16 protein-coding genes and 1 tRNA gene are annotated in these 19,571 nt (G+C 59.4%); 16 read left to right on the top strand and 1 reads right to left on the bottom strand.

Features of this window, described 5'->3' with window-relative positions:
* Positions 1-134: 134 nt before the first annotated feature.
* The 7 genes from dapA to ACYCFC_RS08420 all read left to right on the top strand — a co-directional run bounded on the left by dapA (position 135) and on the right by ACYCFC_RS08420 (position 6,017).
* The gene (gene dapA, locus ACYCFC_RS08450) at positions 135-1,013 is read left to right on the top strand and encodes a 4-hydroxy-tetrahydrodipicolinate synthase (protein ID WP_181082685.1); all 879 of its coding nucleotides are present in this window, start codon (positions 135-137) and stop codon (positions 1,011-1,013) included.
* A 40-nt stretch (positions 1,014-1,053) separates the two neighbouring features.
* Positions 1,054-2,154: an outer membrane protein assembly factor BamC gene (gene bamC / locus ACYCFC_RS08445; RefSeq protein ID WP_459653666.1), complete on the top strand. Its 1,101-nt coding sequence runs from the start codon at positions 1,054-1,056 to the stop codon at positions 2,152-2,154.
* 124 nt (positions 2,155-2,278) lie between these two features.
* Positions 2,279-3,148, top strand: a complete 870-nt coding sequence (locus ACYCFC_RS08440) for a phosphoribosylaminoimidazolesuccinocarboxamide synthase (RefSeq protein ID WP_459653665.1) — start codon at positions 2,279-2,281, stop codon at positions 3,146-3,148.
* 113 nt (positions 3,149-3,261) lie between these two features.
* Positions 3,262-3,351, top strand: a tRNA-Ser gene (locus ACYCFC_RS08435).
* A 407-nt stretch (positions 3,352-3,758) separates the two neighbouring features.
* Positions 3,759-4,163, top strand: coding sequence for an RNA polymerase-binding protein DksA (gene dksA, locus ACYCFC_RS08430; protein WP_459653664.1), 405 nt, complete (start codon positions 3,759-3,761; stop codon positions 4,161-4,163).
* Between the two features lie 10 nt (positions 4,164-4,173).
* Positions 4,174-5,379 (top strand): zinc metallochaperone GTPase ZigA, encoded by a 1,206-nt coding sequence (zigA, locus tag ACYCFC_RS08425; protein WP_459653663.1) that lies wholly within the window; start codon positions 4,174-4,176, stop codon positions 5,377-5,379.
* Complete coding sequence (locus ACYCFC_RS08420; protein ID WP_459653662.1) at positions 5,379-6,017, top strand: DUF1826 domain-containing protein; 639 nt, start codon at positions 5,379-5,381, stop codon at positions 6,015-6,017. Before zigA ends, ACYCFC_RS08420 begins: the two co-directional genes overlap by 1 nt.
* Positions 6,018-6,330: 313 nt before the next feature.
* Here the strand turns inward: ACYCFC_RS08420 and gltA are convergent, their stop codons facing one another.
* Positions 6,331-7,602: a citrate synthase gene (gene gltA / locus ACYCFC_RS08415; protein ID WP_181082691.1), complete on the bottom strand. Its 1,272-nt coding sequence runs from the start codon at positions 7,600-7,602 to the stop codon at positions 6,331-6,333.
* Positions 7,603-7,947: 345 nt separating this feature from the next.
* On the opposite strand from gltA, the gene sdhC reads away from it, so the two are divergent.
* The 9 genes from sdhC (at position 7,948) to sucD (ending at position 19,387) form a co-directional block, all read left to right on the top strand.
* Positions 7,948-8,334 carry a succinate dehydrogenase, cytochrome b556 subunit gene (sdhC, locus tag ACYCFC_RS08410; protein ID WP_181082692.1) on the top strand — a complete coding sequence of 129 codons (387 nt, stop codon included), beginning with the start codon at positions 7,948-7,950 and terminating at the stop codon, positions 8,332-8,334.
* The gene (gene sdhD / locus ACYCFC_RS08405; RefSeq protein WP_181082693.1) at positions 8,328-8,696 is read left to right on the top strand and encodes a succinate dehydrogenase, hydrophobic membrane anchor protein; all 369 of its coding nucleotides are present in this window, start codon (positions 8,328-8,330) and stop codon (positions 8,694-8,696) included. Before sdhC ends, sdhD begins: the two co-directional genes overlap by 7 nt.
* 3 nt (positions 8,697-8,699) lie before the next feature.
* The gene (gene sdhA, locus ACYCFC_RS08400) at positions 8,700-10,472 is read left to right on the top strand and encodes a succinate dehydrogenase flavoprotein subunit (protein WP_181082694.1); all 1,773 of its coding nucleotides are present in this window, start codon (positions 8,700-8,702) and stop codon (positions 10,470-10,472) included.
* 10 nt (positions 10,473-10,482) lie between these two features.
* Positions 10,483-11,187 (top strand): succinate dehydrogenase iron-sulfur subunit, encoded by a 705-nt coding sequence (locus tag ACYCFC_RS08395; protein WP_181082695.1) that lies wholly within the window; start codon positions 10,483-10,485, stop codon positions 11,185-11,187.
* A gap of 286 nt (positions 11,188-11,473) precedes the next feature.
* Positions 11,474-14,305 (top strand): 2-oxoglutarate dehydrogenase E1 component, encoded by a 2,832-nt coding sequence (locus ACYCFC_RS08390; RefSeq protein ID WP_181082696.1) that lies wholly within the window; start codon positions 11,474-11,476, stop codon positions 14,303-14,305.
* 68 nt (positions 14,306-14,373) lie between these two features.
* The gene (sucB, locus tag ACYCFC_RS08385) at positions 14,374-15,582 is read left to right on the top strand and encodes a dihydrolipoyllysine-residue succinyltransferase (protein WP_181082697.1); all 1,209 of its coding nucleotides are present in this window, start codon (positions 14,374-14,376) and stop codon (positions 15,580-15,582) included.
* Between the two features lie 91 nt (positions 15,583-15,673).
* The gene (lpdA, locus tag ACYCFC_RS08380; protein ID WP_181082698.1) at positions 15,674-17,110 is read left to right on the top strand and encodes a dihydrolipoyl dehydrogenase; all 1,437 of its coding nucleotides are present in this window, start codon (positions 15,674-15,676) and stop codon (positions 17,108-17,110) included.
* Between the two features lie 223 nt (positions 17,111-17,333).
* Positions 17,334-18,500, top strand: coding sequence for an ADP-forming succinate--CoA ligase subunit beta (gene sucC, locus ACYCFC_RS08375; RefSeq protein WP_459653661.1), 1,167 nt, complete (start codon positions 17,334-17,336; stop codon positions 18,498-18,500).
* Positions 18,500-19,387 carry a succinate--CoA ligase subunit alpha gene (gene sucD / locus ACYCFC_RS08370; RefSeq protein WP_181082700.1) on the top strand — a complete coding sequence of 296 codons (888 nt, stop codon included), beginning with the start codon at positions 18,500-18,502 and terminating at the stop codon, positions 19,385-19,387. The genes sucC and sucD overlap by 1 nt, the downstream gene beginning before the upstream one ends.
* Positions 19,388-19,571: the final 184 nt, after the last annotated feature.

The raw sequence follows: 19,571 nt of genomic DNA, 5'->3' as shown, positions 1-19,571 counted from the left end.
CTACAGCGATGGCGCAGCCCGGATGGCATCGAATCGAACAGGATTTTCATTGCGCCGGATGCCTCCGGCGTACTCGCAAAGCGCAAAGGAGCCTTGTACCATTACGCCTCTCTTTTTCCGGCAGGAGCGGTTGCATGATTGCGGGCAGTATGGTGGCACTGGTCACGCCCATGGATGCGCAGGGTGGCCTCGATTGGGACAGCCTGAGCAAACTGGTGGACTTCCATTTGCAGGAAGGCACCGACGCAATCGTGGCGGTTGGTACTTCGGGCGAATCGGCGACCCTCGATTACAGCGAAAACATCGAAGTGATCCGCCGTGTGGTCGATCAGGTCAATGGCCGTATCCCGGTGATCGCCGGCACGGGAGCCAACTCCACCCGTGAGGCGCTGGAACTGACCGAAAAGGCCAAGGCCGTGGGTGCCGATGCCTGCCTGCTGGTTACCCCGTACTACAACAAGCCGACCCAGGAAGGTCTGTACCTGCACTTCCGACACATCGCCGAAGCCGTGGCGATTCCGCAGATTCTCTATAACGTACCCGGTCGCACCGCTTGCGACATGCTGCCGGAAACCGTGGAACGGCTGTCCAAGGTGCCGAATATCATCGGCATCAAGGAAGCCACCGGCGACCTCAAGCGCGGCCAGGAAGTGCTCGATCGGGTCAGCAAGGATTTCCTCGTCTATTCCGGTGATGATGCCACCGCCGTGGAACTGATGCTGATGGGCGGCAAGGGCAATATTTCCGTCACCGCCAACGTCGCGCCACGTGCAATGAGCGATCTGTGCATCGCCGCGCTCGCTGGTGAGGCGGAAAAGGCGCGTGCGATCAACGCTCAACTGATGCCTCTGCACCAGGCGCTGTTCATCGAAGCCAACCCGATACCGGTGAAATGGGCGTTGCACGAAATGGGCCTGATACCCGACGGCATTCGCCTGCCCCTGACCTGGCTCAGCCAGCGTTGCCATGATCCCCTGCGTCAGGCCATGCGGCAGTCCGGTGTGCTGGTTTGAACCATTCCGGTGTACCGGTTTTAACAATGAAGGAACACGCATGAAGCGACTGGCCGGACTCTCGACCCTTGCCCTGATCATCTCTGGAACCAGCGGCTGTGGCTGGTTGTGGGGTGAAGAGGGATATTTCCGCGACCGTGGCAGCGATTATCTGCAAGCGCATCAGGTCGCGCCCATGCAAATCCCGGCCAGCGCCGAGCTGCGTTCGGTCGAGTCATTGTTGCCAATTCCCCAGCATATCGCCGACACCCGCTCGACAGGCGAATATGAGGTGCCACGACCACAACGGCTGGTCGTCACCGAAGAAGCCAGTGAATTCAGTCTGCAAACATCTGAAGATGCGCGCTGGCTGGTTGCGCTCCGTGCACCGACGCAAGTCTGGGCTGCGGCGCGGCAGTTCTTTACCGACAACGGTTTCCAGATTGCCGATGAACGTCCGCAGACCGGAGAATTCACCACTGCTTGGCAGACCCGGGATCAACTGACTCCGGCTCTGGTGCGTAACCTTGGCCTGGGCGAAGGCGAAACCCGTGTTCGGGTGCGCGTAGAGCCTGGTGTTCAGCGCAACACCAGCGAAATCTTCCTGCTCAGCGTCCAGCGTCCAGCCGGCAGCACGGCTGATATCGGCTGGCCTGAAAAAACCGTCAATGCCGAGCTTGACCGGGTCCTTCTCGATGAGCTGCAGGCCGATTTGACCAGCAGTGCGGAGCAGGGCGGTTCTACCTCGCTGTTGGCTGAGCGAGCATTTGACGCGCCGAGCCGGGTGACACTCAGCGAAGCCGGCAGCGGCAGCCCGGTGTTGCAGCTCGACACCGACTTCAACCGTGCCTGGTCCAGTGTTGGTCGTGCGCTGGCCGCCAGCGACATTCTTGTTGAAGACCTGGATCGAAGCCTGGGTGTGTACTACATCAACCTGGCCGAAGGCGCAGCGAATCCGGACGACAAACCGGGCTTCTTCTCCAGGCTGTTCGGCGGAGCCCCGGACCGCAAGGAAATCGAAGCCCGCGCCGAGCGCTATCAGGTTCGCGTGACGGAAGTGAGCGGAAACGTTCAGATCACTCTCGACAAGGACCTTGACACAGTAGCTCCGGCCGATGTTGCGCGGCGCGTACTGAACATGCTCAAGGACAGTCTGGGCTGATCGACGCGGCGGCCCGGAATGCCGAAACAGGCGAAACCATTGGTTTCGCCTGTTTCGTTTGATGACAGACCTTCTTTGCTACGGTTGCCGGTTTCGGCAGCGTATCGGAATCCAGAGAATCGACATGACTACTCCAAGTGCCCTCAGCCTGAAGAAAATCTACTCCGGCAAGGTTCGCGACCTTTACGAAATCGATGACAGACGCATGCTCATGGTCGCCACCGACCGGCTCTCGGCATTCGATGTGATTCTCGCCGAACCGATTCCGGAGAAAGGCAAGATTCTCACCGCCATCTCCAACTTCTGGTTCGACAAGCTCAATCACTTGGTGCCCAACCATTTCACCGGCGACAGGGTCGAGGATGTGGTGAGTCCCAATGAGTTGCCGCTAGTGGAAGGCCGAGCGGTGGTTGCCAAGCGTCTCAAGCCGGTTGCGGTCGAAGCCATCGTGCGCGGTTATATCGCCGGCTCTGGCTGGAAGGAATACCAGAAGAGCGGCACCGTCTGCGGGATACAATTACCCGCTGGCCTGAAGGAAGCGGCCAAGCTGCCGCAACCGATCTTCACCCCCTCGACCAAGGCCGCCGTGGGCGATCACGATGAAAACATCTCCTTCGAGCAGTGTGAGGCCATCATCGGCAAGGAGTTGGCTGCGCAGGTGCGCGACGTCTCCATCGCGCTCTATAGTGCCGCCGTGGAATACGCCGCAACTCGCGGCATCATCATCGCCGACACCAAGTTCGAGTTCGGTCTCGATGAAGACGGTAACCTGACGCTCATGGATGAAGTGCTGACACCTGACTCCAGTCGTTTCTGGCCAGCAGACAGCTACCGTGAAGGCAGCAATCCACCCAGCTTCGACAAGCAGTTCGTACGCGATTGGCTCGAATCCACTGGCTGGAACAAGGAGCCACCCGCTCCAGCGGTACCGGCTGATGTCGCCCGGAAAACGGCCGACAAATACCGCGAAGCCCTGACCCGCCTTACGGCTTGAGGCTGCTGTACCTGCGAAAAGCCTTGCGGGCGTGCAATACACTGAAAAACAGGCAAAAAAGCCCTGTCGCAGGGTTCGACAAAAGCGCATGAACTGATATCATGCGCGCCGCTGGAGAGATGCCGGAGTGGCCGAACGGGACGGATTCGAAATCCGTTGAACAGGCAACTGTTCCTAGGGTTCAAATCCCTATCTCTCCGCCACTATTGTAAAATCCCTGTAAATCAAGCATTTACAAGGAAGTCGAAACGGCGATTTGTAGCAACGGTTTGTAGCGTTTTTTGTAGCACAAGCCCGAACCTATGGATCGCCGTTTTCTTTTGCCTGACTGCTCAGGCTTTCCAAGCATTTCTAGGCCGTTCTGGCTAATCCCATAACTTTGTTGCCTGGTCGCTGCTTCTGCGGGCTGGTGGCTTTCTCGGCCTCGTGCGCCCAAGTGGCGCGTGGGCTGCTGGGCAGCGTCGATCATCACCTGTTGCTGCCGACACTCGGGCTGGCGACCGATCTGCTCATGCACTTGCCTTGGAGTCCCCTGAATATTGACGAAAAGCTGTAAGCAGTTTTCAATTCAAATGTTATGTTATAACTTTTGAATTCAATGGTGCTGTCCATGACTGAGCAAGAGCTTCTTCGGCAACCCTCCGATGCCTACATGAACGGGCAGCAGCAGATATTTTTCCGTGAGTTGCTGCTGAACCAGCGATGCAAGCTACAGGAGCGGATATCAGGTGAGCTCGATGCGTTGCGTCAGCTCGAACCGAACAGCGACCCCGTGGATATCGGCTGTGCCGAAGAGCAGCGCCAGTGGCAGCTGCGACTGCTTGAGCGGGAGAAGAAGCTGCTCGACAAGATTGACCAAGCCCTCGAACGCCTGGCCTGTGGCGAATACGGCTGGTGTGAGGAGACGGGCGAGCCGATCGGCCTGCGTCGCCTGCTGCTGCGACCTACCGCGAGCCTGTGCATCGAGGCCAAGGAGCGGCAGGAAAAGAAAGAAAAACACCTACGTGATAGCTGAGGTTTCCCTTATGAGTGTTCAACTTCCCGTCACCGTACTGTCCGGCTTTCTTGGCGCCGGCAAGAGCACGCTGCTCAACCATGTGCTGAAGAACCGCGATAACCGTCGCGTCGCGGTGATCGTCAACGACATGAGCGAAATCAACATCGACGGCAGCGAGGTGCAGCGCGATGTCAGTCTCAACCGGGCCGAAGAGAAGCTTGTAGAGATGAGCAACGGCTGCATCTGCTGCACCCTGCGCGAGGACCTGCTGGAGGAAGTCAGCCGGCTGGCCCGCGAAGGCCGTTTCGACTACCTGCTGATCGAGTCCACCGGCATCGCCGAGCCCTTGCCGGTGGCCGAGACTTTCACTTTCCGCGACGAGCAGGGGCGCAGCCTGTCCGACCTGGCGCGCCTGGACACCATGGTCACGGTGGTCGACGGGGTCAACTTTCTCCGCGACTTCCACGAATCGGAAAGTCTGGCCAGCCGCGGCGAGACCTTGGGTGAGGAGGATGAGCGCTCGATTACCGACCTGCTGATCGAGCAGGTGGAATTCGCCGACGTCATTCTGATCAGCAAGATCGATTTGATCAGCAGTGCCGACCGCGAGGAACTGTCGGCAATCCTGCGCAGCCTCAACACCCATGCCGAGATCCTGCCGATGAGCATGGGGCAGGTAACGCTCGACAAGATCCTCAGCACTGGCCGTTTCGACTTCGAGCGTGCAGCCATGGCGCCGGGATGGTTGAAGGAGTTGCGTGGCGAGCATGTGCCGGAGACCGAAGAATACGGCATCGCCTCGACCGCCTACCGTGCTCGCCGGCCATTCCACCCGCAGCGCTTTCACGAGTTCCTCAATCGCCCCTGGAATAACGGCAAACTGCTGCGCTCAAAAGGCTTTTTCTGGCTGGCAAGCAGGCACCGGGATGCTGGAAGCTGGTCTCAGGCCGGCGGCCTGATGCGTCATGGCCTGGCGGGGCGCTGGTGGCGTTTCGTACCCAAGACTCAATGGCCGACGGATGACGAGGGTCTGCAGGAAATTCTCAGGCACTGGGACGGCCAGATCGGCGATTGCCGGCAGGAACTGGTGTTTATCGGGCAGAACATCGATTTCGAACGGCTGAGCACCGAACTGGATGCCTGCCTGCTCGACGACCAGGAGCTGGCCGCGGGGGTGGAAGCCTGGGAGTGGCTTCCTGATCCGTTCGACGAATGGCAAGAGGTCGTTGCCTGATGCTGGCGATCAAGCCTGGGCTGCTTGCGAGACAGGTTTCCGGGCCTACACCCGAAGTGCTGGCCACAGCGCTGGAGGAGGGAGTCAACCTCTCCGTCTGGGAGCGGCGTTTGCCTGCTTCAGTGAAGGCATTTACCTCGACCTTGATCAATACAGTCACTCATCTGGCTGAAAGCCTTGCCGTGGAGCTGCCTACCGAGGATGCGCAACCCGGCCTGCAAGGCCTGGTTGCAGGCTACCGGCATATCGATGGGTGCGCGGATTTCATGGCGGATGTCGGTTGGCTGGTGCAAGCCTACAGTTGTCTGCTGGGGGCGAGGAGAGTTGGACTACAGCTGCGAGTCCTGGAGCGCACCATGTGTCCTCGCTTTCACGTCGACTATGTGCCCTTGCGCTTGATTACCACCTACGTGGGCGCCGGCAGCCAGTGGCTGGAAGAGGGGGCGATGTGTCGCTCCCAACTGGGCAATCCTGCAGAAGAGCCACGGCACTCCATCCATCAGCTCGGATGTGGCCATGTGGCCTTGTTCAAAGGGGAAAAGTGGTTGGGTAACGAAGGGAGGGGGCTTATTCATCGCTCTCCGCAAATGGAGATGAGCGAGAAACGGCTGGTCTTGACCTTGGATTGGCTTAGCTAGTGACGTTTGCCTGTGCTGCCAGTACGGGCAGCTACGCCGTGGATATGGGCCTGGGCGCTGGTGTGGAAGTGATCATCGAGCGTTCCCCCGGCACAAGCTGGCCAGGAAGCGCCTCGATGCGTTCACGCATGCTCACTCAATACAGCCCTGAAGCATTCTCATCGCCGCTGCACACCTTACCGGCCTTTGGAGCGACCACAATATCGCGACGCTTCAAACCCGGTAGCTCTAAAATCAAAAACCCCGACGAAAGTCGGGGTTTTGGGGGTGATCTGAAAGGCTTTTGGAGAAGCCCTTCATATCGGCGGACGGATCAGAATGGCAGATCGCGCTTGGTGTGGCCGGTGTAGAGCTGGCGTGGGCGACCGATCTTCTGGCCGCTGGCGATCATTTCCTTCCAGTGGGAAATCCAGCCGACAGTCCGCGCCAGGGCGAAGATGACGGTGAACATGCTGGTCGGAATGCCGATGGCCTTGAGAATGATGCCCGAATAGAAGTCTACGTTCGGGTACAGGTTGCGCTCGGCGAAGTACGGATCGTTGAGAGCGATCTCTTCCAGCTTCATCGCCAGATCCAGTTGCGGATCGTTGATGCCCAGTTCGCCCAGGACTTCGTCACAGGTCTGCTTCATGACCTTGGCACGCGGATCGAAGTTCTTGTAGACGCGATGGCCGAAGCCCATCAGTTTGAACGGGTCGTTCTTGTCCTTGGCTTTGGCCAGGAATTTCTCGACGTTCGAAACGTCACCGATCTCGTCCAGCATGGTGAGCACGGCTTCGTTGGCGCCGCCATGAGCCGGACCCCATAGTGCTGCGATGCCGGCGGCAATACAGGCGAAGGGGTTGGCGCCGGTGGAACCAGCCAGGCGTACGGTGGAAGTGGAAGCGTTCTGCTCGTGATCGGCATGGAGGATGAAGATGCGATCCATGGCCTTGGCCAACACCGGGCTGATCGGTTTGATCTCGCAGGGGGTGTTGAACATCATGTGCAGGAAGTTTTCCGAGTAGCTCAGGTCGTTGCGCGGATACATCAGCGGCTGACCCATGGAGTACTTGTAAACCATGGCGGCGATGGTCGGCATTTTCGCGACCAGTCGCACTGCCGAGATTTCACGATGCTTCGGATCGTTGATGTCCAGCGAGTCGTGATAGAAGGCTGACAGCGCGCCGACAACGCCGCACATGATGGCCATCGGGTGAGCATCGCGGCGGAAGCCATTGAGGAAGGACTTCAGCTGTTCATGGACCATGGTGTGGTTCTGGACGGTGCTGAGGAACTTGGCTTTTTCCTCGGGAGTAGGGAGCTCACCGTGCAGCAACAGATAGCAGGTCTCTAGATAATCGCTTTTGGCGGCCAGTTGCTCGATAGGGTAGCCGCGATGCAGCAGGATGCCTTTGTCGCCATCAATGAAGGTGATCTGGGACTCACAAGAGGCTGTAGACATGAAGCCAGGATCGAAGGTAAAGCGACCCGTGGAGGTCAGGCCTCGTACGTCGATTACGTCAGGTCCCATGGTACCGGTTAGAACGGGCAGTTCGACGGCATCTGAGCCCTCGATGATCAACTGCGCTTTGTTGTCAGCCATGTATGGCCTCCTGTTTTATGCTTGGAATCATCATGGCCCCCCACGCAGGGCCCGCATCACTATAGTGAGATAAATCACAAAGTCAATTTGCGCGGAACCCCATCGCAGAGGGGGTTGCGGGGTGAATTCACAATACAGGAAGCCTGTTTACGGCATTTATATAAGGGTCGCTATCCACCTTTAGTGGCACTTCACCACATTGTCATTAGCGACCTAACTGTTTATACTCGGAAACCGACCGGCAGGGGCCTAACAGGCAGTTTCCTGTGGGTTGTCACTCGTGGGTGGCGGGTGCCGCTGAGTACTCTTCCCAACAACTTTGCCCTGCGCCTTGGGGCCTCAAGTGTGAAAAAAGCCGTGAAAAGCCAACGACCTGTAAACCTAGATCTTAGGACAATAAAACTCCCAATCACTGCCTACACGTCGATCCTTCACCGTATCTCCGGCGTCATTCTGTTCGTCGGTGTGGCCGTTCTGCTGTTTGCGCTGGACTCCTCGCTTTCTTCTGCCGAAGGCTTTGAAGAGGTGAAGGCGTGCTTCGGCAGTCCGTTGGCCAAGCTGGTGGTTTGGGCGTTGCTGTCTGCGCTGCTGTATCACCTGGTGGCCGGTACGCGTCACCTGATTATGGATGCGGGGCATGGCGAGACGCTGGAAGGCGGCAAGCTGGGCTCGAAAATCGTTCTGGCCGTTTCGGCGGTGCTGATCGTTCTGGCGGGAGTGTGGATATGGTAACCAACGTCACGAACTTTTCGCGTTCGGGCCTCTATGACTGGATGGCTCAGCGCGTTTCCGCGGTTGTTCTGGCGGTTTATTTCCTCTTTCTGATCGGATACCTGGTTGTCAATCCGGGGCTGGAATATGAGCAGTGGCATGCCCTGTTCTCGGCCAACTGGATGCGCATCTTCAGTCTGCTGGCACTGGTTTCCCTGAGTGTCCATGCATGGGTCGGCATGTGGACCATTTCCACTGACTACCTGACCAACATGGCCATCGGCAAGTGGGCTACCAGCGTACGTTTCCTGTTCCAGGCAGTGTGTGGCATCGCCATGTTCACTTTCTTCGTCTGGGGCGTGCAGATTCTTTGGGGTATCTGATTCATGGCTAGCATTCGTACTCTTTCTTATGATGCCATCATCATCGGTGGCGGTGGCGCAGGCATGCGCGCAGCACTACAGCTGGCCCAAGGTGGCCACAAGACCGCTGTAGTCACCAAGGTATTCCCGACTCGTTCGCATACCGTTTCCGCCCAGGGTGGCATCACCTGTGCCATCGCTTCGGCCGACCCGAACGATGACTGGCGCTGGCATATGTACGATACCGTCAAGGGTTCCGACTATATCGGTGACCAGGACGCTATCGAATACATGTGTTCCGTTGGCCCCGAAGCTGTATTCGAACTCGAGCACATGGGGCTGCCGTTCTCCCGTACCGAGCAGGGCCGCATCTATCAGCGTCCGTTTGGCGGCCAGTCCAAGGACTACGGCAAGGGCGGGCAGGCCGCTCGTACCTGCGCCGCTGCCGACCGTACCGGTCACGCGCTGCTGCATACGCTTTACCAGGCCAACCTGAAGGCCGGTACCTCGTTCCTCAACGAGTGGTACGCCGTCGATCTGGTAAAGAACCAGGATGGCGCCATCGTCGGTGTGATCGCGATCTGCATCGAGAACGGCGAAACCGTCTATATCCGCTCCAAGGCCGTGGTTCTGGCCACTGGCGGCGCGGGTCGCATCTACGCCTCGACCACCAACGCCCTGATCAACACCGGTGACGGCATTGGTATGGCGCTGCGCGCCGGCGTGCCGGTGCAGGACATCGAAATGTGGCAGTTCCACCCGACCGGTATCGCCGGCGCGGGCGTGCTGGTGACCGAAGGTTGCCGTGGCGAGGGTGGCTACCTGATCAACAAGCATGGCGAGCGCTTCATGGAGCGTTATGCGCCGAACGCCAAGGATCTTGCTGGCCGTGACGTGGTTGCACGTTCCATGGTCAAGGAAATCCTGGCGGGCAATGGCTGTGGTCCGAATGGCGACCACGTCATGCTCAAGCTCGATCACCTGGGCGAGGAAGTGCTGCACAGCCGCCTGCCCGGTATCTGTGAGCTGTCCAAGACCTTTGCGCACGTCGATCCGGTCACCGCTCCGGTTCCGGTTGTTCCGACCTGCCACTACATGATGGGTGGTGTCGCCACCAACATTCATGGTCAGGCGATCAGCCAGGATGCCAACGGCAACGACAAGATCATCGAGGGTCTGTTCGCCGTGGGCGAAGTGGCCTGCGTATCGGTGCATGGCGCCAACCGCCTGGGCGGCAACTCGCTGCTTGACCTGGTGGTCTTCGGTCGTGCTGCCGGCCTGCATCTGGAAAAGGCCCTCAAGGACGGCGTCGAGCATCGCGGTGCGACCGAAACCGATCTGGACGTGGCACTCAACCGTCTGGCCAGCCTGAACGAGCGCACCAGCGGCGAAGACGTTGCACCGCTGCGCAAGGAACTGCAGAACTGCATGCAGAACTACTTCGGCGTGTTCCGTACCGGCGAGTACATGCAGAAGGGTATCGCTCAGCTGTCCGATCTGCGCGAGCGTATCGCCAACGTGAAGATTTCCGACAAGAGCCAGGCGTTCAATACCGCACGTATCGAAGCGCTGGAGCTGCAGAATCTGCTGGAAGTCGCCGAAGCTACCGCCATTGCCGCCGAGACCCGCAAGGAGTCGCGCGGCGCGCATGCGCGTGAAGATTTCGAAGAGCGTGACGATGAGAACTGGCTGTGCCACACCCTGTATTTCCCAGGTGAGAAGCGCGTAGCCAAGCGTGGCGTCAATTTCTCTCCGAAGACAGTTCCGACTTTCGAACCTAAGGTTCGGACTTACTGAGGTCGTCGTTATGTTGCAAGTGAGCGTTTATCGCTACAACCCGGAAAAAGACGAAAAGCCCTACATGCAGGACTTCCAGGTCAATACCGACGGTAAGGATCTGATGGTTCTGGACGTGCTGGCGCTCATCAAGGAGCAGGACGAAGGTTTCTCCTATCGTCGCTCCTGCCGTGAAGGCGTCTGCGGTTCCGATGGCATGAACATGAACGGCAAGAATGGCCTGGCCTGCATCACGCCGCTGTCGGCTGTTGTCGCAGGCGGCAAGCTGGTGGTTCGCCCGCTGCCGGGTCTGCCGGTGATCCGTGACCTGGCCGTCGATATGAGCATCTTCTACAAGCAGTACGAGAAGGTTCGCCCTTATCTGATGAACGATACACCGGCACCGGCTATCGAACGTTTGCAGAGCCCGGAAGATCGCGAGAAGCTGGATGGCCTGTACGAGTGCATCCTGTGCGCTTGCTGCTCGACCAGCTGCCCGTCCTTCTGGTGGAATCCGGACAAGTTTCTCGGTCCGGCGGCGTTGCTGCAGGCCTATCGTTTCCTGGCCGATAGCCGTGACACCGAAACCGAAGAGCGTCTGGCTGCTCTGGATGACCCGTTCAGTGTGTTCCGCTGCCGTGGCATCATGAACTGCGTAAGCGTTTGTCCGAAGGGGCTGAACCCTACCAAGGCAATCGGGCATGTGCGCAACATGTTGCTGCAGAGCGCGACTTGATGAGCAAGGGCCTGTGGCTATTCGTGTAGCTATGGGTCCGTAATGTTTTACCGCGATACCTACGGCGCTGAGTTCAACCTCGGCGCCGTAGTTTTAGTAGGAATCCCAGCTTACAAAGCCAGGGTTCCGCTCTGAAAATTTGATGACCAGCAGGAGCATCCGGGGTGGTTCTCGGAAACTATCTGCGCGGTCCGTAGTGGCTTTACCTGGGTCGCTGCTTCAGAACTGGGAAAGTCATGCTGCGGTCTCCACGCTGGTGGTGTCTCCTTATCGAAGGTGACCAGACATGCAAGAAAGCGTAATGCAGCGCATGTGGGACAGTGCCCACCTATCCGGTGGTAACGCTGCCTATGTGGAAGAACTCTACGAGCTCTACCTGCACGATCCCAACGCTGTGCCCGAAGAGTGGCGCACCTACTTCCAGAAGCTGCCCGTCAGCGGCGGCAATACGGCTGATGTTTCGCACGCTACGATTCGCGATCATTTCGTGCTGCTGGCCAGGAATCAGCGTCGTACACAGCCTGTGTCCGCAGGCAGTGTCAGCAGCGAGCACGAGAAAAAGCAGGTTGAAGTCCTGCGTCTGATCCAGGCCTTCCGGATGCGTGGTCATCAGGCTGCACAGCTCGATCCGCTTGGGCTGCAGTCGCGCAAGGCTCCAGCCGACCTGTCGATCAATCACTACAATCTGACTGATGCCGATCTGGATACGGTTTTCCGTACCGGCGATCTCGCCCTGGGCCGGGACGAGGCAACCTTGCGTGAAATTCACCAGGCGTTGCAAGAGACCTACTGCCGCACCATCGGCGCCGAGTTCACCCATATCGTTGATTCCGAGCAGCGCAACTGGTTTATCCAGCGCCTGGAAAGTGTGCGCGGGCGCCCTGAATTCTCGCCGGAAATCAAAAGCCATCTGCTCGAGCGTCTGACGGCTGCCGAGGGGCTGGAAAAGTACCTGGGCACCAAGTACCCAGGCACCAAGCGCTTCGGTCTGGAGGGCGGCGAGAGTCTGATTCCGCTGCTGGACGAGATCATCCAGCGCTCCGGTTCCTACGGCACCAAGGAAATCGTCATCGGCATGGCCCACCGTGGCCGTCTGAACGTGCTGGTGAACACCTTCGGCAAGAACCCGCGTGACCTGTTCGACGAGTTCGAAGGCAAGAAGGTCGAAGGCTTGAGCTCGGGTGACGTGAAGTATCACCAGGGCTTTTCCTCCAACGTGATGACGCCCGGTGGCGAGATTCATCTGGCCATGGCATTCAACCCATCCCACCTGGAAATCGTTTCCCCGGTGGTCGAGGGGTCGGTGCGTGCGCGTCAGGATCGTCGTTGCGACCCGATTGGCGACAAGGTGCTGCCAGTGACCATCCATGGCGACGCGGCTGTCGCCGGCCAGGGTGTGGTCATGGAAACCTTCCAGATGTCGCAGACCCGTGCCTATCGGACCGGCGGCACCATTCGTATCGTGGTCAACAACCAGGTTGGTTTCACCACCAACAAGCAGGAAGACGCGCGCTCCACGGAGTACGCCACCGACGTGGCGAAGATGATCCAGGCGCCGATCTTCCATGTGAACGCGGACGATCCCGAGGCCGTGCTGTTCGTCACTCAGCTCGCTGTCGATTACCGCATGCAGTTCAAGCGCGACATCGTCATTGATCTGATTTGTTACCGTCGTCGTGGCCACAACGAGGCTGACGAACCGAGCGGTACCCAGCCGCTGATGTATCAGAAGATCGCCAAGCAGCGCACCACGCGCGAGCTGTATGCCGATTCGCTGATGCAGTCGAGCGTGCTCGATGAGACGGGCGTGCAGGCGAAGGTCGATGAATATCGCACCGCGCTGGATAACGGCCTGCACGTGGTCAAGAGCCTGGTCAAGGAGCCCAACAAGGAGCTGTTCGTTGACTGGCGTCCTTACCTGGGACATGCCTGGACCGCGCGCCACGATACCCGTTTCGATCTGAAAACTCTGCAGGAACTGTCGAGCAAGATGCTCGCTGTACCCGAAGGCTTCGTGGTTCAGCGGCAGGTGTCGAAGATCCTCGAAGACCGGCAGAAAATGGGTGCCGGCGCCCTGGCCATCAACTGGGGTTATGCCGAGACACTGGCGTACGCCACCTTGCTGTTCGAAGGCCACCCAATCCGTATCAGTGGCCAGGACGTGGGTCGCGGTACCTTCTCGCATCGCCATGCTGCGCTGCACAACCAGAAGGATGGCAGCACCCATATTCCGCTGCAGCACCTGTACGAAGGTCAGCCGCGCTTCGATTTGTACGATTCCTTCCTCTCCGAGGAGGCCGTGCTGGCGTTCGAATACGGCTATGCCACCACCATGCCTAACGCATTGGTGGTATGGGAAGCGCAGTTCGGCGATTTTGCCAACGGTGCCCAGGTCGTGATCGACCAGTTCATCACCAGTGGCGAGCACAAGTGGGGGCGTCTGTGCGGCCTGACCATGCTGTTGCCGCATGGCTATGAAGGGCAGGGGCCTGAGCACTCGTCCGCGCGTCTGGAGCGTTACCTGCAACTCTGTGCCGAGCAGAACATTCAGGTGTGCGTGCCGACCACCCCGGCACAGGTCTACCATATGCTGCGTCGCCAGGCGATTCGCCCGCTGCGCAAGCCGCTGGTAGCGCTTACGCCGAAGTCGCTGCTGCGTCACAAACTGGCCATCTCCACGCTGGAAGATCTGACCGAAGGCTCGTTCCAGACCGTGATCGGAGAAATCGATCAAATCGATCCGGCCAAGGTCGAACGGCTCATCATGTGCAGCGGCAAGGTCTATTACGATCTGCTGGACAAGCGTCGCAACGAAGGCCGCGAAGATATCGCCATCGTGCGTATCGAGCAGTTGTATCCGTTCCCTGAAGAGGATCTGGCCGAGGTGCTTGCGCCTTACCAGAACCTCAAGAACATCATCTGGTGTCAGGAAGAGCCGATGAACCAGGGCGCGTGGTACTGCAGTCAGCACCATATGCGTCGTGTCGCCGTCGCGCACAAGAAAGAGTTGTTCCTGCAGTACGCGGGCCGTGAAGCCTCTGCCGCACCTGCCGTCGGCTATGCCTCCATGCATGCCGAACAGCAGGAAAAACTGCTGCAGGACGCGTTCACCGTTTAATCATTCGAGCAAGAGGCCGCGAAACATCGCGGCCTCGCCGTAGAAACCGAATCAATAGGACCCAGCTAATGGCTATCGAGATCAAAGCCCCTCAATTTCCCGAATCGGTCGCTGACGGCACCGTTGCCACCTGGCACAAGCAGCCGGGCGATGCGGTCAAACGCGATGAGCTGATCGTCGACATCGAGACCGATAAGGTCGTGATGGAAGTTCTTGCCGAAGCCGATGGCGTGCTCACTGAAATCGTCAAGAACGAAGGCGATACTGTCCTCAGCGGTGAGCTGCTTGGCAAGCTTGAAGCCGGTGCCACCGCTGCAGCCGCGCCTGCACCTGCCGCTGAACCAGCCGTCGCTGCTGCTGCCGCTCCTGCTGCCAGCGCCGAAGACGCGATCCTTGCGCCGGCTGCGCGCAAGCTTGCCGAGGAAAACGGCATCGATCCCAACAGCGTGAAGGGCACCGGCAAGGATGGTCGTGTCACCAAGGAAGACCTGGTTGCCGCCATTGAAGCCAAGAAATCCGCGCCGGCTGCCAAGCCTGCCGCCGCTGCCGCCGCACCTGTAGCTGCCGTTGGTGATCGCGTCGAGAAGCGCGTGCCCATGACCCGCCTGCGTGCCAAGGTTGCAGAGCGTCTGGTTGAAGCACAGTCGTCCATGGCGATGCTGACCACCTTCAACGAAGTCAACATGAAGCCGATCATGGAGCTTCGTGCCAAGTACAAGGATCTGTTCGAGAAGACCCACAACGGCGTGCGCCTGGGCTTCATGTCCTTCTTCGTCAAGGCTGCGGTCGAGGCTCTGAAGCGCCAGCCGGGCGTCAACGCCTCCATCGATGGCAACGATATCGTCTACCATGGTTATCAGGACATCGGTGTCGCCGTGTCCAGCGATCGTGGTCTGGTGGTGCCGGTGCTGCGCAACGCCGAGCACATGAGCCTGGCCGAGATCGAAGGTGGCATCAACAACTATGGTAAGAAGGCCAAGGCCGGCAAGCTGACCATCGAAGAGATGACTGGCGGCACCTTCACCATCTCCAACGGTGGTGTGTTCGGTTCGCTGCTGTCGACTCCGATCGTCAACCCGCCGCAGACCGCCATTCTCGGTATGCACAAGATCCAGGAACGCCCGATGGCCGTTAATGGTCAGGTCGTCATTCTGCCGATGATGTACCTGGCGCTGTCCTATGACCACCGTCTGATTGATGGCAAGGAAGCCGTGACCTTCCTGGTCACCATGAAGGACCTGCTGGAAGATCCGGCTCGCCTGCTGCTGGATATCTAAAAAAGCAGCGGCAAGCTGCAAGCGGGAGCTGCTACGAGGCAGCCTCGCTTGTGGCTTGCCGCTTTTCGCTTGAAGCTAGAGAGGATTTGCAATGAGTCAGAAATTCGACGTCGTCGTCATCGGTGCCGGTCCCGGCGGCTATGTGGCTGCCATCCGTGCGGCGCAACTGGGCCTGAAGACCGCCTGCATCGAAAAATACCAGGGCAAGGACGGCAAGACCGCGCTGGGCGGTACCTGCCTGAACGTGGGTTGCATCCCGTCCAAGGCCCTGCTGGACAGCTCCTACAAGTTCCATGAAGCCCAAGAGAGCTTCAATGTGCATGGCATCAGCACTGGCGACGTCAAGATGGACGTGCCGACCATGGTGGCGCGCAAGGACCAGATCGTCAAAAACCTCACCGGTGGTGTTGCCGGGCTGCTGAAGGCCAATGGCGTCACCGTGTTCGAGGGGCATGGCAAGCTGCTGGCCGGCAAGCAGGTCGAAGTCACCAAACTAGACGGCAGCACCGAAACCCTGGCTGCCGAGAACGTCATTCTGGCGTCGGGCTCCAAGCCGGTGGATATTCCGCCCGCTCCGGTCAATCAGAACACCATCGTCGATTCCACTGGCGCACTGGACTTCCAGAGCGTTCCGGCGCGCCTGGGTGTGATCGGCGCAGGTGTCATCGGTCTGGAGTTGGGTTCGGTCTGGGCGCGTCTGGGCGCCGAAGTGACCGTCATCGAAGCGATGGACAAGTTCCTGCCGGCTGCCGATGAGCAAATCTCCAAGGAAGCCTTCAAGGTGCTGTCCAAGCAGGGCCTGAAGATTCTGCTGGGCGCGCGTCTGACCGCTTCTGAAGTCAAGGGCGACGAAGTTACCGTCAGCTTCACGACTGCCGAAGGCGAGCAGCAGCAGACCTTCGACAAGCTGATCGTCGCGGTTGGCCGTCGTCCGGTCACCACCGACCTGCTGGCTGCCGATGCCGGCGTGGACATGGACGAGCGCGGCTTCATCTTCGTCAATGATCAGTGTGCGACCAGCGTTCCGGGCGTCTATGCCATCGGTGACGTGGTGCGCGGCGCGATGCTCGCCCACAAGGCTTCCGAAGAAGGCGTGATGGTTGCCGAGCGCATCGCCGGGCACAAGTCGCAAATGAACTACGACCTGATTCCGTCGGTCATCTACACCCATCCGGAAATCGCATGGGTCGGCAAGACCGAGCAGGCGCTGAAAGGCGAGGGCGTGGAAATCAACGTCGGCACCTTTCCGTTCGCCGCCAGCGGTCGCGCCATGGCAGCCAACGACACTGCCGGCCTGGTCAAGGTCATCGCCGATGCCAAGACCGACCGTGTCCTGGGTGTCCACGTGATGGGGCCGGCGGCAGCCGAGCTGGTTCAGCAGGGCGCCATCGGCATGGAATTCGGCACCAGTGCCGAAGACTTGGGCATGATGGTGTTCTCGCACCCAACCATGTCCGAAGCGCTGCACGAAGCGGCGCTGGCGGTAAATGGCCATGCAATTCACATCGCCAACCGCAAGAAGCGCTAATGGCCATGTGAATGACGAAGCCCGCCTTGTTCTCGCGAACACTGCGGGCTTTTGTCTATCTGGGCGTCTATACCGTTTCGCTGCGCGGCGCGCCGATACGGCTACGGCACCAGATGCATTGAAACATCAGGTCTTTGAAAGGTATCCACGATAGTTTTCAGTGACTTGGGGTGGCGAGGCAGAGATGCCTCGTCTGATGCATATCAACCAATGGTAGCCAAGCATGAATCTCCACGAGTATCAGGGTAAGCAACTCTTTGCCGAATACGGTCTGCCGGTTTCGGCGGGTTACGCGGTAGACAATCCCCGGGAAGCGGCCGAGGCCTGCGACAAGATTGGCGGCACTGAATGGGTGGTCAAGGCCCAGGTGCATGCGGGCGGTCGCGGCAAGGCCGGCGGGGTCAAGCTGGTGCGCAGCAAGGACGAGGCACGTGCATTCGCCCAGCAATGGCTCGGCGAGCGACTGGTGACCTACCAGACCGATGCCAATGGCCAGCCGGTCAGCAAGGTTCTGGTCGAAGCCTGTACCGAGATTGCCAAGGAGCTTTACCTGGGCGCGGTGGTCGATCGCGCCTCGCGCCGGATCGTATTCATGGCCTCCACCGAAGGCGGCGTGGATATCGAGAAAGTCGCCCACGACACCCCTGAAAAGATCCTCAAGGCCACCGTCGATCCACTGGTCGGCGCGCAGCCGTTCCAGGGGCGTGAACTGGCCTTCCAGCTGGGGCTCAAGGGTGATCAGGTCAAGCAGTTCGTGCACATCTTCGTCGGACTGGCCAAGCTGTTCGTCGATTACGACCTGGCGCTGCTGGAAGTCAATCCGCTGGTGATCAAGAAGGATGGCAACCTGCATTGCCTCGACGCCAAGATCAATATCGACAGCAACGCCATCTACCGCCAGCCCAAGCTGCGCGACATGGCCGACCCGTCCCAGGATGACCCGCGCGAAGCCCACGCGGCACGTTGGGAACTCAACTATGTAGCACTCGATGGCAACATCGGCTGCATGGTCAACGGTGCCGGCCTGGCCATGGGCACCATGGACATCGTCAACCTGCACGGCGGCAAGCCCGCCAACTTCCTCGACGTCGGCGGTGGTGCGACCGAGGAGCGGGTTGCCGAAGCCTTCAAGATCATCCTCTCCGATCCTAACGTGGCGGCGGTGCTGGTGAATATCTTTGGCGGCATCGTGCGCTGCGACATGATTGCCGAAGGCATCATCGGCGCGGTGAAGGAAGTGGGTGTGAAGGTGCCGGTGGTGGTACGTCTCGAAGGCAACAATGCCGACCTGGGCGCCAGGATGTTGAGCGAAAGTGGGCTGAACATCATCGGTGCGAACAGCCTCACCGATGCAGCCGTTCAGGTCGTCAAAGCTGCGGAGGGCAAGTAATGAGCATCCTGATCAACAAAGACACCAAGGTTATCTGCCAGGGCTTCACCGGCTCGCAAGGTACCTTCCACTCCGAGCAGGCCATCGAATACGGCACTCAGATGGTCGGCGGCGTGACGCCCGGCAAGGGCGGCAGCACCCATCTGGGCCTGCCGGTCTTCAACACCGTGCGCGAAGCGGTGGAAGCCACCGGCGCCGATGCATCGGTCATCTACGTGCCGGCTCCCTTCTGCAAGGATTCGATCATCGAAGCGGCGATGAGCGGCATCAAGCTGATCGTCTGCATCACCGAAGGCATCCCGACGCTGGATATGCTGGAAGTGAAGATCAAGTGCGACGAACTGGGCGTACGCCTGATCGGGCCGAACTGCCCGGGCGTGATCACACCTGGCGAGTGCAAGATCGGCATTCAGCCGGGTCATATTCATCAGCCGGGCAGGGTGGGCATCGTTTCGCGCTCGGGAACCCTGACCTACGAAGCGGTCAAGCAGACCACCGACGCAGGCTTCGGCCAGTCGACCTGCGTGGGTATCGGTGGCGACCCGATTCCGGGTTCCAGCTTCATCGATATCCTGGCTATGTTCCAGGAAGACCCGCAGACCGAGGCGATCGTGATGATCGGCGAAATCGGCGGTTCCGCCGAGGAAGAGGCGGCGGCCTACATCAAGGCCAACGTCACCAAGCCGGTGGTGTCCTACATTGCCGGTGTGACCGCTCCGCCCGGCAAGCGTATGGGCCATGCCGGCGCGATCATTTCCGGCGGCAAGGGTACGGCGGATGAGAAATTCGCCGCGTTGCAGGATGCCGGAGTGACCACCGTGCGCTCCCTTGCCGATATCGGCAAGGCGCTGGCCGAGGTGACAGGCTGGGAAAGCAAGCAGGCCTGAAACCGTCCTGCCGCGAAAATACCAGTCAGGTTACTGACTGGTATTTCCAGCCATTTGCCGTTGAAGTCGTTCCTACAAGTTCGTTACGAGCATTCCCGTGGAATACAAGCGGCTTCAGCCGCGAAGCTTTCAGCATATTCGGAGTGAAAGTCGTCAGGACCTGACCGCCTGGTCACTAATTCTG

The organism is Stutzerimonas sp. NM35, from assembly GCF_054604355.1.
The sequence above is the reverse complement of the archived record's forward strand: the minus strand, read 5'-3'. Positions and strand labels throughout refer to the sequence as shown.